The sequence below is a fragment of the Aestuariispira ectoiniformans genome, from assembly GCF_025136295.1.
Taxonomy (GTDB): Bacteria; Pseudomonadota; Alphaproteobacteria; order UBA8366; family Aestuariispiraceae; genus Aestuariispira_A; species Aestuariispira_A ectoiniformans.
This window is the reverse complement of record NZ_CP062788.1, coordinates 4,005,727-4,018,818: the sequence shown is the minus strand read 5'-3', so window position 1 is coordinate 4,018,818 and position 13,092 is coordinate 4,005,727. Positions and strand designations below refer to the sequence as shown.

17 protein-coding genes are annotated in these 13,092 nt (G+C 57.3%); 8 read left to right on the top strand and 9 right to left on the bottom strand.

The window, feature by feature from the left end; all coding sequences use genetic code 11:
* Positions 1-115 precede the first annotated feature (115 nt).
* From IF205_RS18955 to IF205_RS18945, 3 genes are read left to right on the top strand one after another with little or no spacing between them, the layout of a single operon-like run.
* Positions 116-664, top strand: a complete 549-nt coding sequence (locus IF205_RS18955) for a MarR family winged helix-turn-helix transcriptional regulator (protein WP_375542659.1) — start codon at positions 116-118, stop codon at positions 662-664.
* 43 nt (positions 665-707) lie between these two features.
* Positions 708-1,400 (top strand): response regulator, encoded by a 693-nt coding sequence (locus IF205_RS18950; RefSeq protein ID WP_259780920.1) that lies wholly within the window; start codon positions 708-710, stop codon positions 1,398-1,400.
* An 18-nt stretch (positions 1,401-1,418) separates the two neighbouring features.
* Entirely contained in the window at positions 1,419-2,735 is a 1,317-nt protein-coding gene (locus IF205_RS18945; RefSeq protein ID WP_259780919.1) for an ATP-binding protein, read from the top strand.
* A 3-nt stretch (positions 2,736-2,738) separates the two neighbouring features.
* On the opposite strand, the gene ftrA is transcribed toward IF205_RS18945, so the two are convergent.
* The gene (gene ftrA / locus IF205_RS18940; protein WP_259780918.1) at positions 2,739-3,680 is read right to left on the bottom strand and encodes a transcriptional regulator FtrA; all 942 of its coding nucleotides are present in this window, start codon (positions 3,678-3,680) and stop codon (positions 2,739-2,741) included.
* 94 nt (positions 3,681-3,774) lie between these two features.
* Between ftrA and IF205_RS18935 the strand changes: the two genes are divergently transcribed.
* On the top strand, positions 3,775-4,200 hold the full coding sequence (locus IF205_RS18935) for a rhodanese-like domain-containing protein (protein WP_259780917.1): 426 nt from the start codon (positions 3,775-3,777) through the stop codon (positions 4,198-4,200).
* Positions 4,201-4,260: 60 nt separating this feature from the next.
* On the opposite strand, the gene IF205_RS18930 is transcribed toward IF205_RS18935, so the two are convergent.
* A complete protein-coding gene (locus IF205_RS18930) occupies positions 4,261-4,443 on the bottom strand; it encodes a hypothetical protein (protein ID WP_259780916.1) in 183 nt (60 codons plus the stop codon).
* Between the two features lie 141 nt (positions 4,444-4,584).
* On the opposite strand from IF205_RS18930, the gene gcvA reads away from it, so the two are divergent.
* Positions 4,585-5,499, top strand: coding sequence for a transcriptional regulator GcvA (gene gcvA, locus IF205_RS18925; RefSeq protein ID WP_259780915.1), 915 nt, complete (start codon positions 4,585-4,587; stop codon positions 5,497-5,499).
* A 13-nt stretch (positions 5,500-5,512) separates the two neighbouring features.
* Here gcvA and IF205_RS18920 read toward each other — a convergent pair whose 3' ends face one another.
* From IF205_RS18920 to IF205_RS18895, 6 genes are all read right to left on the bottom strand, one after another.
* A complete protein-coding gene (locus IF205_RS18920) occupies positions 5,513-5,848 on the bottom strand; it encodes a tRNA-binding protein (protein ID WP_259780914.1) in 336 nt (111 codons plus the stop codon).
* 297 nt (positions 5,849-6,145) lie between these two features.
* Positions 6,146-6,613: a hypothetical protein gene (locus tag IF205_RS18915; RefSeq protein ID WP_259780913.1), complete on the bottom strand. Its 468-nt coding sequence runs from the start codon at positions 6,611-6,613 to the stop codon at positions 6,146-6,148.
* Positions 6,614-6,777: 164 nt separating this feature from the next.
* Positions 6,778-7,275 (bottom strand): phasin family protein, encoded by a 498-nt coding sequence (locus tag IF205_RS18910; protein WP_259780912.1) that lies wholly within the window; start codon positions 7,273-7,275, stop codon positions 6,778-6,780.
* A gap of 209 nt (positions 7,276-7,484) precedes the next feature.
* Positions 7,485-8,312 carry a pyrroline-5-carboxylate reductase gene (gene proC / locus IF205_RS18905; protein WP_259780911.1) on the bottom strand — a complete coding sequence of 276 codons (828 nt, stop codon included), beginning with the start codon at positions 8,310-8,312 and terminating at the stop codon, positions 7,485-7,487.
* A 56-nt stretch (positions 8,313-8,368) separates the two neighbouring features.
* Positions 8,369-8,872, bottom strand: coding sequence for a type III secretion system chaperone family protein (locus IF205_RS18900; protein WP_259780910.1), 504 nt, complete (start codon positions 8,870-8,872; stop codon positions 8,369-8,371).
* A 256-nt stretch (positions 8,873-9,128) separates the two neighbouring features.
* Positions 9,129-9,425 (bottom strand): accessory factor UbiK family protein, encoded by a 297-nt coding sequence (locus tag IF205_RS18895; RefSeq protein ID WP_259780909.1) that lies wholly within the window; start codon positions 9,423-9,425, stop codon positions 9,129-9,131.
* Positions 9,426-9,563: 138 nt separating this feature from the next.
* Between IF205_RS18895 and rfaD the strand changes: the two genes are divergently transcribed.
* Genes rfaD through IF205_RS18880 form a run of 3 tightly spaced genes read left to right on the top strand, consistent with a single transcriptional unit; the run spans position 9,564 to position 12,424 of the window.
* Complete coding sequence (gene rfaD / locus IF205_RS18890; RefSeq protein ID WP_259780908.1) at positions 9,564-10,547, top strand: ADP-glyceromanno-heptose 6-epimerase; 984 nt, start codon at positions 9,564-9,566, stop codon at positions 10,545-10,547.
* 15 nt (positions 10,548-10,562) lie between these two features.
* Complete coding sequence (gene lgt / locus IF205_RS18885) at positions 10,563-11,369, top strand: prolipoprotein diacylglyceryl transferase (RefSeq protein ID WP_259780907.1); 807 nt, start codon at positions 10,563-10,565, stop codon at positions 11,367-11,369.
* On the top strand, positions 11,366-12,424 hold the full coding sequence (locus IF205_RS18880) for a class I SAM-dependent methyltransferase (protein ID WP_259780906.1): 1,059 nt from the start codon (positions 11,366-11,368) through the stop codon (positions 12,422-12,424). The genes lgt and IF205_RS18880 overlap by 4 nt, the downstream gene beginning before the upstream one ends.
* On the opposite strand, the gene IF205_RS18875 is transcribed toward IF205_RS18880, so the two are convergent.
* Complete coding sequence (locus IF205_RS18875) at positions 12,421-13,071, bottom strand: ceramidase domain-containing protein (RefSeq protein ID WP_259780905.1); 651 nt, start codon at positions 13,069-13,071, stop codon at positions 12,421-12,423. The genes IF205_RS18880 and IF205_RS18875 overlap by 4 nt on opposite strands.
* Positions 13,072-13,092: the final 21 nt, after the last annotated feature.

Sequence of the window (13,092 nt, the reverse complement as noted above, 5' to 3'; positions counted from 1 at the left end):
AATCAAAGGGTTGCACCTATTTTGGTAATATAGTTACAGATGAACGCCTGTATTAGTTACAATATATTACCTCAAACTCTTGCGCGATGTAACATCATGAGGCATATATGTCAATATGACTGACATAAATTCTTCCGGCCCCTATCCGGCCAGTTTCAAGTCCGCCCTGTCGGGGCGTCCCGGCGCAAACCCGCTTTTCCTGAGGGATGAGGTTCTACGCCAGGGGATAGAGATGCTGTTCTATGCCTATCGCGATTTTACCGCCGAACCGGATGCGATCCTGGCGGAACGTGGGCTGGGCCGCGCGCATCACCGTGTCATTTATTTTGTCGGGCGCTATCCGGGTATGTCGGTGTCGGACCTGTTGGATATCCTGCAGATTACAAAGCAAAGCCTGAGCCGGGTTCTTAGCCAGTTGGTCAGTGAAGGCTATATCCTGCAAAAGCAAGGCACGCGCGACCGTCGGCAGCGCCTGCTGGAACTGACGGAGCAGGGGCGCCGGCTGGAAGAGGAACTGACTGAAAACCAGCGCCAGCGGATCGAGCGCGCCTTCCGCGACGCCGGCGCGGAGGCCGTGGAAGGTTTCCGGAAAGTCATGCTGGGGATCATGTCCGGCGAGGGGGACCGGGCGCGTTTTGCGGAAGACAAGCGGCGTCCACGCTGAAATGTACCGGGATAACGAGACACAAGAAGAATAGAAGAGGCCCATGGACGAGATCCATATCCTGGTCGTTGACGACGACACTGAAATCCGTGATCTGCTGCAGCGTTTCCTGACAAAGGAAGGGTTTCGCGTTACCACGGCCGCCGATGCGGCGGAGGCCCGCGACAAGCTGCGCGCCTTCCAGTTCGATCTGCTGGTGGTCGATGTCATGATGCCGGGGGAAAGCGGTCTCGATCTGACCCGCGATCTTCGCCGGGACAGCGATGTGCCGATCCTGATGCTGACAGCCATGAGTGAAACGGAAGCGAGGATCGATGGCCTGCAGGCCGGGGCGGACGACTATCTGCCAAAGCCGTTTGAGCCATTGGAACTTGTCCTGCGTATCCAGTCGATTATCCGCCGCATGCAGGTGGCCGCGCCTGAACAGGAAACCGGCGGCGGTATCGTGTCGCTGGGGGCGTCGCAGTTCGATATGGACCGGGAACTGTTGCTGCGCGACAATGAACCGGTCAAGCTGACCAGCACAGAGGTTGCGTTGCTGAAGGCCCTGGCGGAAGAACCGGGCCGTGTGATGAGCCGGGATGAACTGACAGCGCGATGTCATATTGATGGCGGAGATCGCACGGTGGACGTGCAGGTCACCCGCCTGCGCCGCAAGATCGAACCCGACCCCAAAATTCCACGTTATTTGCATACGGTGCGTGGTCAGGGCTATGTTCTGCGTCCGGATGGATAAGTTGCTGGGGCTGGATGGATGAATCTGCGCGCTGCCGTAAAGAAAATGCTTCCGCGCAGCCTGTATGGGCGTTCGCTGCTGATCATCGTGACCCCGCTGGTTCTGCTGCAACTTGTCTCTGCCTGGATTTTCTATGAACGCCATTGGGATACGATTACCTGGCGGCTGGCCAGTTCCATTGGTGGCGACCTGCAGTATGTGATGACGGAACTGCGGCTTTATCCGGAGAAGACCGACGAAATCCTGCAACGCGCCCGGAACACGATGCAGTTGAATATCGTTCTGCAGCCTGGCGAAATTCTACCCAACGAAAGTGTTAGTGAAGGCGGCCTGATTGACCGGATGCTGGCGGCCACGTTCAACGAGCGCATCAAACGCCCGTTCCAGATCGACAGTTCCTCCTTTAAGGAAGAGGTGATCATCGACTTCCAGCTTGCCGACGGGGTTATGACCGTGGTCGTTCCGGGCAAGCGGCTGTTCAGTACCACCACTTATATTTTCATCCTTTGGATGGTCGGCACGTCTCTCATCCTGTTTGCGGTTGCCTCTATTTTCATGCGCAACCAGGTGCGCCCGATCCGGCGGCTTGCCGATGCGGTGGACAGTTTTGGCAAGGGCCGGGACCCGGGCCGGGACTTCAAGCCGGAAGGCGCGTCGGAAGTACGGCTGGCAGCGGTCGCCTTCAACCGCATGATCCACCGAATTCGACGCCAGATTCGCCAGCGGACGGATATGCTGTCCGGCGTCAGCCATGACCTGAAAACGCCGCTGACGCGTATGAAGCTGCAGCTCGCCTTGCTGGGAAGCGGTGAGGAGGTCGAGGCCATCAAGGCCAATGTGACCGAAATGGAACGTATGATCGAGGGGTATCTCACCTTCGCGCGCGGCGAAGGCGGAGAGCCGTCGGTTGAGACCAACCTGACGGTTACCGTTCAGGAGTTGGCGGAAAAATGGAAAAGCGGCGGGATCAATATTGATTGCCATGTGGAAGGGGTGATCAATGCCTGGCTTAAACCGGAAGCCTTCCGGCGCAGTCTGGATAACCTGATTTCCAATGCCAATCGCTATGCCGAACATATCTGGGTGTCGGCGGGGCGGCGCGGTGATGCGGTGGAAATTCTGGTGGACGATGACGGCCCCGGTATCCCCGAGGGGGAAAGGGAGAATGTTTTTCGGCCGTTTTTCAGGCTGGAACAGTCGCGCAATCCGAAAACCGGCGGCACGGGGCTGGGGCTGGCGATTTCACGCGATGTGATCCGCGCACACGGCGGGGATATCCTGCTGGAAGAATCGCCGCATGGGGGCTTGCGCGCGCGCGTTCGTTTGCCAGCCTAGACGCTATCGGGCGAAGGACTGCCGGTAGGCCGTCGGTGAAATCCCGACTATTTTTCGAAAGTGGTGGCGCAGGGTCTCGGCGGTGGTGAGGCCCGTTCGTTCGGCGATGGGCTGGACGGCGAGGTCTGTCGTTTCCAACAAGTCGCAGGCAAAGGCCACGCGCTGTGCGGTCAGCCAGGCCTGCGGGCTTTGCCCGGTGCTGTCGCGGAAGCGGCGTAAAAGTGTGCGGGGGCTGAGCCCGGCAGCCCTGGCCATGGCCTCGATGGTCCAGTCCTCGTCCAGCCGTCGCAAAAGCGTTTCCAGAAGGGGCCCGATCTGCCCGCCGCGATTGGGGCCCATAGGTTTGGGGATGAACTGGGCCTGACCGCCGTCGCGATGGGCGGGCAGCACCAGGCGCCGCGCCACCTGATTGGCGATGTCCGGTCCGTGATCCCGGCGGACAAGATGCAGGCACATGTCGAGGCCCGCCGCAGACCCGGCGGAAGTCAGGATGTCGCCGTTATCCACATAGAGCACATCCGGCTGAACATCGATTTCCGGAAAACGGCTTGCCAGCGCGTCGGTATAACGCCAGTGGGTTGTCGCCCGTTTTCCGTTCAGCAGTCCAGTTGCGGCAAGCACGAAAACACCGGAACAGACGGACGCAAGGATTGCGCCCCGGTCATGGGCAGCCTGCAGGGCTTTAACCAGATGGTCGGGGACGGGTGTGTCCATGCCCCGCCATCCGGGAACCAGAATGAGATGAGCGTCTTCAAGAGTGGACAGGTCGTAGGCTGCGGTGAGGGTGACGCCACCGGTCGCCCGCATGGGGCCACCGTCGCAGGCGACGACCGAAAAGTCATACCAGGGAATATTCAATTCGGGCCGCGCCAGTCCGAATACCTCGACGCAGAGGCCGAATTCGAAGGTGCAGAGGCCGTCATAGGCAAGGGTGCAAACTTTCATGGCGTAATCTTAACGATCTTTGTCATTCACGCCAATAGACGAATGGCGGATGTTGCGTGATTTTAGGGCCATCGAAGCAATGAAAGGTATGGCAATGTCGAGCTATGTAACGGATGTATCAGCGGCCCCTTCGGAAATCGCGCTTGCCCATTTTGAGGCGCGCCTGACATTCGAGGCGGATTGCTGGGATGTGCATGATGCCATGCGCCGTGGCTTGAAGGACTTTGTGCTGTTGGATGTGCGCGGGCCGGATGCCTATCAAAAGGCGCATATTCCCGGCGCGGTCAATCTGCCTTACGGCAAGATCATCGAACGCAAACTGTCGGATTGGCCGAAGGATACCTTGTTCGTGGTCTATTGCGCCGGACCGCATTGCAATGCGGCGAACAAGGCGGCGGTTCGTTTCGCGCGTCTGGGGCGTCCGGTGAAAGAACTTATCGGCGGTATGACCGGTTGGGCGGATGAAGGCTTTCCCTATGCTCATGGTGTTGAGGAAGGGCAGTTGGAGCAGGTCGCGTAAACAGATATGCCGGGTTAACTGAGGGCTTGGGTACAAGAGCGTACCCAAGCCTTTTCTCGTCTAGCAGGCCGTGCGAACGTCGCCCGCATGTTTGCCTTCGCGCAGGTGCCCGATCTTTTCACTGAGGCTGCGCCAAATGCTGACGGCTGCTTTGTGATACATCCTGGACCGCGCACGGCGCGCGCGCATCAGGCTCTGTTTGATCAATAGGTCGTGTTCTTCTGCTGTTTGAACGGTCATCATTAGCTTTCTCCTTATAGAAAAACTTAACCGTAATTTCATCTGAAGGGTGCTTTTCATCGCCCTTTCCATGATATAAATATTGCGCTGTCTCGTTAATTTCACAAACGAGAAGATTTCAGCTTATATTTTAGGATTTCTAAAATGTTTAAACTACCGCCGCTGAACGCCATTCGCGCTTTTGAGGCAACCGCACGCCATCTGAGTTTCACCAAAGCGGCGGATGAGTTGAGCGTCACGCCTGCGGCCCTCAGTCACCAGGTCAAGGGGCTGGAAGATTTCCTTGGTATTCAGCTATTTGTGCGCAAGACCCGCGCGATTGAACTGACCGAGGCGGGGCGGCGTTGCTTTCCTGGAATCCATGCAGGCTTTCAGCAGGTTCACGACAGCATCGCCCAGTTGCGAAAGCAGGATGACGACCGCCTTGTTGTGATCGGCTGCGGTCCGGGTTTTGCGGCCAAATGGCTGGCGCCGCGTCTGTACCGCTTTCTGGAGTCCTATCCGGAGATCGACGCGCGGGTGGCCCCCAGTTTGCGTACGGCGGATTTCGCCGGTGATGGCGTCCATGTGAGTATCCGTTTCGGGGATGGCAATTTCCCGGATATGCATGTGGACCCGCTGGTGGAGGATTTTGTCATGCCGCTTTGCAGTCAGCGCTATCTTGACGAGAATGGGCCTTTCGAGACGGCGGAAGATCTGCGGGACAAGACGTTGATCCATGACGATTCACTGGAGTTTAACGCCAATGCTCCGACATGGAGTGTGTGGTTCGCCGCCCAGGGGGTAGAGGTGAAAAATCCCGGTCGCGGCATGCATTTCACCCACGCCGACCACGCCCTGGATGCGGCACTGGACGGTGCGGGGATTGTTCTGGGACGCCGGGTGTTGAGCGCGCGAGACCGGAAATTCGGCCAACTTGTCGCCCCGATTGATTTCACCCTGTCGACAGGGCGCAGCTTTTATCTCGTCTGTCCGAAGAAGAACCTGAAGCAGCCGAATGTTGCCGCGTTCCGAAGCTGGATTCTGGACGAAATGGATCATTTCAAGGCTATTTACTAGGCCGGAGATGCTTTTAGTGAAGCCGCTGCCCGTTCGATACTTTCTGGTCCGGACGGATGAGGACGATGCCGCCTTCCTCGTCGGCAAAACCCAGGGTCAGGCATTCCGACATGAACTTGCCGATCTGTTTAACCGGGAAATTGACCACGGCGCAGACCTGCCGCCCAACAAGGCTATCCGGCGTGTAATGGTTGGTGATCTGCGCCGATGTCTTGCGCTCACCGATTTCCGGGCCGAAATCAATCCATAGTTTGATCGCCGGTTTGCGGGCCTCGGGATAGGGCTCTGCCTTGATCACGGTGCCGACGCGGATGTCCACCTTCATGAAGTCGTCGAATTCAATTGTCATCGCGATTCCCCCGTTCGAATTTCCTGTCCCTGGTCGGGCCGACCGGGACTTTGCGGGACAGTCTCCCGGAATTCAAGGGGCAAAAAAAGGGGCTGGCCAAAAGGCCAGCCCTAGGTGAAGGTTCGTCCATGGGAGGATCAGGGATGGGTATCCCTGGAACCAATAAAAGTAGTTTAGCTCCGATTTTGTGCGATGCACAATCGAGCAATTCTAAAGCGACGATTTAGAAAAAATACACAATCAAATAATTGATAAGTAGCGAATTTTTTATGTGATCAAAATTGTGCATATGCGAGATCAAATGAAGCGATTAAGCAGAACTACCACAAGCGCACAGCTCGCAATCAGTGTGATGCTCATAAACACCAGTAATGTATAGCGAAAGAAGGCGGCCTCCTGCGGGGAGGTCAGGTTTCGGACGTCCCGGAACAGGCTGGACATCCGGGTGGCAATCAGCCGCAGCTTGCTGCGTTCGGTATTCTGGCCGACCTGAAACAGGATCATGGCGTAGAAAGCCAATGTCGTGAGCATGATTGCGCCGACGATTATGACACGGATAATAAATCCCCATGTCTGGAAAGCGATACCGATAAAGAGAAGGGCGAAGATGAGGGACAAGGTGCCGCCGAGCGTGATCCATTGCATTCTTTTGCGGAAGCGAATGGAATTTGCCGTCTCTTCATAGAGCACGAGCATTTCGTTATGCGTGGCCTGATCCAGGGTGGAGGCCTCATTCTCGGCGTGTGTTTGTGTTTCGTCGTCCATGGCGGCAGTTCCATCTTGTTGATGCTGTGGCGTGCCTGCTGCGATTAGTTTACTACAAATTATTGATTTTACTAAATCCCTGACGATAGGGCTGGGGTGGGGACGACAAAAAAAGCCGGCCCTTTAAGGGGCCGGCCAGGCGGGTCGCTTGGGTCGAGGGTCCGTTACTTACCGCTATCTACATAACCTTTGAATTCTTCCAGGCTGGCTGCCACGCGCTTGCTCAGCACATCCAAGGCCGCGCGCTGTGACTTCATGACGAGGTCAGACATCTCGCGGGAATTGGCGACGGCGTTTTCCAGGGCGTCCTTGGCCAGCTCCGCCTGCTTGGCGGCCTGTTCACCCGGTTCTTTCGCTTCGCTCAATACTTTGAAAGTGGCGCTGCTGTCCTGCATGGCCTTGCGTACGATCTCGGCCTGGCGGGTCATCGCTGCCTGGACACCTTCGAAAGCCTTTTTATTGGCTTCGGCAACAGCTTCCAGGTTTTTGCGCTGGGAGCCCATGATCGCATCAATGTCAACGTCCGCCGGTTTGAAAGGCGACATCATCTTTGCGAAATCCTTGGACATGAAAGGATTTTTTTCCGGATCAAGAAACGGGTTCTGTTCCGGGTTGAAAAACGGGTTCGACTTGACATCAAAAAACGGGTTCGCTTGGGACATTCTTCGCTCCCGGCGGTTCTCGCCAACAGGTTTGGGTCATATTGCGTTGCAGCAAAAGTAGATTAATAACTATGGCGCGGGCCGTCAAGAGTTTTTGTGCAATGCAACAAAACTTTAATGAGCAGAATTTTAAAAATTTCTATAAATGGTTGTATAGTCAGAAAAAAAAGAAGGCGCGACCGGTCGCACCTTCTTCTGTTTGGTGGCGTTTATCCCGCCAGCTCTTTGGAACGCGCCGTGGCAGCCGCAATTGCTTCTGTCATCAGTCGTTGCAGGCCATCCTGGTCCCGCATCAATACATTCAGCGCCTCCAGGGTGGTGCCGCCGGGGCTGGTCACATTCTTGCGCAACTGGGCCGGGGGCTCGTCGCTGCTGATCGCCAGTTGTCCCGCGCCTGCAACCGTGTGCAGCGCCAGTTTCGCCGACAGTTCCGCCGGGAGGCCCGCGTCCACGCCTGCCTGTGCCAGGCATTCGGTCATCAGAAAGACATAAGCCGGACCGCCGCCGGAAACGGCGGTGACAGCGTCAATCAGGCCCTCATCTGTGACCGATTCGGCCTCGCCGACTGCTTTCAGAAGCGTCAGGGACAGCGTTAACTGATCGTCGCTGACCTTGCTGTTGGGGCAGCAGACGGTGATGCCCTGACCGATGGCGGCCGGTGTATTCGGCATAGCCCGGACAATGGCGGCACTGTCACCCAGATGCTTTTCGAAATAGTCGATGGTCTTGCCCGCCGCGATGGAGATGAAAACGCAATCCGGTCCGGCAAAGCGTTTATAGTCGGCAATCGCCGCATCCATCATCTGGGGTTTGACCGCCAGAATCACGACCTGCGGGTTCAGGTCCGACGGCAGGTCTGACGCCTGATGATAGGCATGAACATTATTTTCGGGGGCGGCGTATGTGTCGCCGCTGTGAGGGTCGATGATCGCGACCCCGCCCTTGGTGATCCCACTCTTGAGCCAGCCGTCCAGCATGGCCCCGCCCATCTTCCCGCAGCCCACCAATACAAGCGGACGGTCAACGGTTACAGTCATAAAAATTTAGCTCCCGATTCGAACTTCATAAGTGGTCGATGACGGGAGCCACTATGTCAGGCTTCCCCAACGCAGTCCAGCAAAGCGGCAGCGACGGCTTCCTCTGGAGAATGCCCGCCCCAGAGCAGGAATTGGAAGGCCGGATAGAAGCGTTCGCATTCCGCCAGGGCGATATCCATCATGTCTTCGAGCATCTCCACACTGACCGATTGCAGGCCGCGCGTGGGAATGGTCTGGCGATAGATCGGTGTGCCATCGTCGGAGCACAGGTCGAAATGGCCCATCCACATCTTTTCATTGATATAGACGAGAAGGTCGGCCAGCCCGGCCCGTTTTTCCTCCGGGATGCGCATTTCAAAGGCGCAGGTATAATAAAGCGCCTGCAAATCTTCGCGCCAGGCAAAGAACATGCGGTAATCGCACCACCCGCCGGTGGTCTCCACCACCATCTCGTCTGTTTCGCTGCGTTCGAACGGCCATTCATTGGCGTGGAACATGGCTTCCAGAATGTCGAGCGGATTGGGCTGGGAAATGGTGGATTCAAACTGTACCAAAGACATCTTGCTATCCCCCTTTTGGGTCTAGTTACGACCGGTCCACCTGTGTACGGTCCGCGCTGTCTCGGCTGTGTCGCTCTTGTAATATCCCCGAAATATAGTGTGCGGACCATGTATGCGACACAAGACCTAGTCTGCCATAGGCCTGAATCGCCGACAACGGGTTTTTTGTGTTATCCACAGGAAATTTCACGCAACACAAAACGCCCATCCCCGCAGGAACAGGCGCTCATGGCAAGCTGCTGATTTTACGATGGAATCAGTCGGAAGCCGGTTTCGGCTTGGCGGCGCGGGTCTTTTTCGCAGCCGGTTTCGCCAGCTTTTGCTCCAGCTCGTCGATGCGCGCAGCCAGTTGTTCGTTTTCCTCGCGGGCCTTGGCAGCCATGGCTTTGACCGCGTCGAATTCCTCACGCGGGACCAGGTCCATTTCCATCATGACCCGTTCGATCCGGTCCTTGACCAGACCTTCGATTTCACTGCGCATGCCGGAGAAAACCCCGGCGGCGCCATTGGCGACGCGAGCGACATCGTCGAAAATCCGGCTCTTGGTTTGCATCGGGGCCTCCTTGAAACACTACGTCTTTAAAGTCATATAGGCCTTTCAACCCGCCCGCGCAACGGTTGCGACTGTCGCAGGTGCGGCCTATAAGACGAGACAACAGTTATTCTTATCCTCTGACCGACGAGGCGTTTCATGATTCTGGTAACCGGCGGCGCTGGCTTTATTGGGTCCAATCTGGTGGCGAGTCTGCAGGAAATGGGGCTGGGACCCATTGCGATCTGCGACCGTTTCCGCCAGGGCAACAAGTGGCGGAATGTGGCCAAGCATCCCATCGCCGCGGCGGTCCATCCCGATGACCTCATGGACTGGCTGAACGGGGAAGGGGCCGATACCAAGGTTATCTTCCATCTGGGGGCCTGCTCGTCGACGACGGAAACCGATGTGGATTATATCTGGCGCAACAATGTGCAGTTCAGCATGGACCTCTGGCACTGGTGCGAAACCAAGGGACGCCGCTTTATCTATGCATCCTCAGCCGCCACCTATGGCAATGGGGAGCTTGGGTTTGACGATGACGAATCGGTAGGCGCGCTTGATGCGCTGCGCCCGCTGAACCCCTATGGCTGGTCCAAGAAGGTGGTGGATTGCAACGCGGTGCGCCTCGCGGCCCAGGGCAAGGCGCCGAAACAATGGGCGGGGCTGAAGTTCTTCAATGTATACGGCCCCAATGAATATCATAAGGGTGGCCAGCAGTCGGTGGTGGCGCAGCTCTTTAAGCAGATCAACGAGACCGGCGGCGCGCGCCTGTTCAAATCCCATCACCCGGATTATGAAGACGGCGGCCAGATGCGGGATTTTGTCTGGGTCGGCGATGTGGTCAACATTATGATCTGGCTATATCAGAACCCGGAAGTCAGCGGCATCTTCAACTGCGGTGCGGGCAAGGCGCGCAGCTTTGCCGATCTGGCCCGGGCGACATTTGCCGCCATGGACGTGCCGGTTAACCTGGATTTCACCGAAACGCCTGAAAACATTCGCAAACATTACCAATATTTCACCGAGGCCAACATGACCAAGCTGCGCGGCATGGGCATGGACCTCAATTCCACCTCGCTGGAAGACGGCGTGGCGGACTATGTGAAAAACTATCTGATGTCCGAAGACCAATACCGATAACAGGCGGAAAGCACTATGGGCCCTTATATGTTCCCCGATATCGACCCGATCGCGCTTGATCTGGGGATTGTGCAAATTCGCTGGTATGCGCTGGCCTATATTACCGGGCTGGTTTTCGGCTGGTGGTATGCCATGCGTGTGGCGAAAAGCGCGCCTAATGTGATCACGCCCAAACATGTGGACGATTTCATGGTCTGGGCCGTGGTCGGCGTGATCATCGGCGGCCGCCTGGGCCATGTGCTGTTTTATTATCCCAGCTATTACCTTTCCAATCCGATAGAAATTCTAAAGGTCTGGGAGGGCGGTATGGCCTTCCATGGTGGGTTGATCGGCGTGATCGTGGCGATGATTTTATTCGCCCGAAAATATGGCTTCAGCGTTTTTTATCTGTCGGATCTGGTGTCGGTGGTAGCCCCGGTTGGCCTTTTCTTCGGCCGTATTGCAAACTTCATCAATCAGGAGCTTTGGGGCCGCGTGACGGATGTGCCCTGGGCGGTAATCTTCCCACGGGCCGGTCCTGAGCCGCGGCACCCGAGTCAGCTTTACGAGGCCGGGCTGGAAGGGCTGATTCCCTTCCTTATCCTGATGGCGATGCTGCATTGGGGCAAGGCGCGCTATCGTCCGGGGCTGCTGACCGGAGCCTTTACCGCCCTTTACGCCATTGGCCGTATCATTGGAGAGACCGTGCGCGAGCCGGAGGTCTTCATTGATGCTCTGCCTTTTGCCACGACCTACGGGCAATGGCTTTCCCTGCCGATGTTGTTCTTCGGGCTGTTTCTGATGGCGCGGGCCTATAAACGCCCGCTTCTGGAGGCCAAGTGACCGACCTGCTGGACCATTTGCAGCGGCGTATCCGCCTGCAGGGCGCGCTGAGTGTGGCGGATTTCATGGCGGAGGCCTTGGGTAATCCCAAACATGGCTATTACATGACGCGGGACCCGCTGGGGGCCGCGGGGGATTTCACGACTGCGCCTGAAATCAGCCAGATGTTCGGTGAAATGATCGGGTTGTGGCTGGCCGACTGTTGGGGGCAGCTTGGAGAACCTGAAAAGGTGATCCTGGTCGAATGCGGGCCGGGGCGAGGCACATTGATGGCCGATATCCTGCGTGCGGCCCGGATGGCGCCGGGTTTTGCAGACGCGCTGTCCGTTCATCTGGTTGAAACCAGCCCCACTTTGCGCAAGGCCCAGGAAAAGACCCTGTCCGGCCACGCCGTGACCTGGCATGACACCTTCGAGACCGTGCCGGATGACGGCGTTCCTTTCATCGTCGCTAATGAGTTTTTCGATGCCCTGCCGGTGAGCCAGGTGCAACTGACGGATCAGGGCTGGCGGGAACGCATGGTCGGCCTGGACGCGGATGACAACCTGGCCTTCGGACTGGCGACCGCAGAAACGCCACTGACGGGCCTTTTGTCCGACACCGTGAAGGCGCAGGCAAAGCCCGACGATATTGCGGAGCTCTGCCCGGTTGGCCTCGGCATTGCCCGGTCCATGGGGGCGCGTATCCAAAGCCGCAATGGCGTTGGTATCTTCATCGATTATGGCTATCCGAAAAGCGCCTGCGGTGAGACCTTGCAGGCCGTTCGCGATCATGAATACGCCCCGGTCCTCGATACGCCGGGGGAGGCGGATCTGACCACCCATGTGGATTTCGAGGCATTGGCAAAGGCTTTTTCTGAGGCCGGGGCCGCCCCGCAGCCGCTTTTGACGCAAAGGCAGTTTCTGGAACATCTGGGCATCAAACTGCGCGCGGAAATGCTGAAAAAATCCGCAAACCCGGATCAGGCAGAGGCCATAGACAGCGCCCTTCACCGCCTCACCGCCAAGGACCAGATGGGTGATCTGTTCAAGGTGTTGGTTGTCACTCGCGGTTAGGCTGATTTTTCAGCAGGCCTTGGCAGGCTCAATATCAACGTCCGCATCGCCAGATACATTGCGACCGCGTTCAGACAGTGCCAGAGGAAATGGGTGCCGAGTGGAAAGCTTGTGCAAACCGCGTTATCCATTGTGCGGAAACTCAGCGAAATGATGAAGATGCCGCTGGTCAGCAACAGGCCATTGCGGGCCGTCTGACGGTTGAGGCGGTGGTAGACGCCAAGGGCGACAACATAAACCAGCGCCGGGGCATACATCATCGACCCGTTCAGGACGCTGTCGATCTGCATGCCGCCGACCAGGGCGGCCAGCAGGATCGCGATATGGAGGCAGCAGACAGGGACGGACGCCCGCATCACCTGACGGCAATAGACCCAGAGATAACCACTGAGGAAAATCGCGATGGACGCCGTGTCCAGCAGGCCGGTGAGGCGGGTAGCCATGGTGTGAAAGGCGACGCTCGCAACGCCAATGAGGCTGATCAGTGTCAGCAGAATCCAGGGTGCGCGGGAATGTTTGTCCCGCTCCTTGGCCAACCGGAAAGCAAAATAGGCGGCAATGAAAAAGGCACCGTTCGTGAGGGCGTTTACCGGTTCGGCCAGCAGGCCGGGTCCCAGTCTCTCACAATAGATATCAACGCTGTTCATGGTTGCTTTCGCGCGTTCTGC

What these genes read in the sequence shown, in the direction of transcription:
- IF205_RS18955 (WP_375542659.1), top strand. Translation starts at nt 116, where the DNA reads ATGACTGACATAAATTCTTCCGGCCCCTATCCGGCCAGTTTCAAGTCC.
- IF205_RS18950 (WP_259780920.1), top strand. Translation starts at nt 708, where the DNA reads ATGGACGAGATCCATATCCTGGTCGTTGACGACGACACTGAAATCCGT.
- IF205_RS18945 (WP_259780919.1), top strand. Translation starts at nt 1,419, where the DNA reads ATGAATCTGCGCGCTGCCGTAAAGAAAATGCTTCCGCGCAGCCTGTAT.
- ftrA (WP_259780918.1), bottom strand. Translation starts at nt 3,680, where the DNA reads ATGAAAGTTTGCACCCTTGCCTATGACGGCCTCTGCACCTTCGAATTC.
- IF205_RS18935 (WP_259780917.1), top strand. Translation starts at nt 3,775, where the DNA reads ATGTCGAGCTATGTAACGGATGTATCAGCGGCCCCTTCGGAAATCGCG.
- IF205_RS18930 (WP_259780916.1), bottom strand. Translation starts at nt 4,443, where the DNA reads ATGATGACCGTTCAAACAGCAGAAGAACACGACCTATTGATCAAACAG.
- gcvA (WP_259780915.1), top strand. Translation starts at nt 4,585, where the DNA reads ATGTTTAAACTACCGCCGCTGAACGCCATTCGCGCTTTTGAGGCAACC.
- IF205_RS18920 (WP_259780914.1), bottom strand. Translation starts at nt 5,848, where the DNA reads ATGACAATTGAATTCGACGACTTCATGAAGGTGGACATCCGCGTCGGC.
- IF205_RS18915 (WP_259780913.1), bottom strand. Translation starts at nt 6,613, where the DNA reads ATGGACGACGAAACACAAACACACGCCGAGAATGAGGCCTCCACCCTG.
- IF205_RS18910 (WP_259780912.1), bottom strand. Translation starts at nt 7,275, where the DNA reads ATGTCCCAAGCGAACCCGTTTTTTGATGTCAAGTCGAACCCGTTTTTC.
- proC (WP_259780911.1), bottom strand. Translation starts at nt 8,312, where the DNA reads ATGACTGTAACCGTTGACCGTCCGCTTGTATTGGTGGGCTGCGGGAAG.
- IF205_RS18900 (WP_259780910.1), bottom strand. Translation starts at nt 8,872, where the DNA reads ATGTCTTTGGTACAGTTTGAATCCACCATTTCCCAGCCCAATCCGCTC.
- IF205_RS18895 (WP_259780909.1), bottom strand. Translation starts at nt 9,425, where the DNA reads ATGCAAACCAAGAGCCGGATTTTCGACGATGTCGCTCGCGTCGCCAAT.
- rfaD (WP_259780908.1), top strand. Translation starts at nt 9,564, where the DNA reads ATGATTCTGGTAACCGGCGGCGCTGGCTTTATTGGGTCCAATCTGGTG.
- lgt (WP_259780907.1), top strand. Translation starts at nt 10,563, where the DNA reads ATGGGCCCTTATATGTTCCCCGATATCGACCCGATCGCGCTTGATCTG.
- IF205_RS18875 (WP_259780905.1), bottom strand. Translation starts at nt 13,071, where the DNA reads ATGAACAGCGTTGATATCTATTGTGAGAGACTGGGACCCGGCCTGCTG.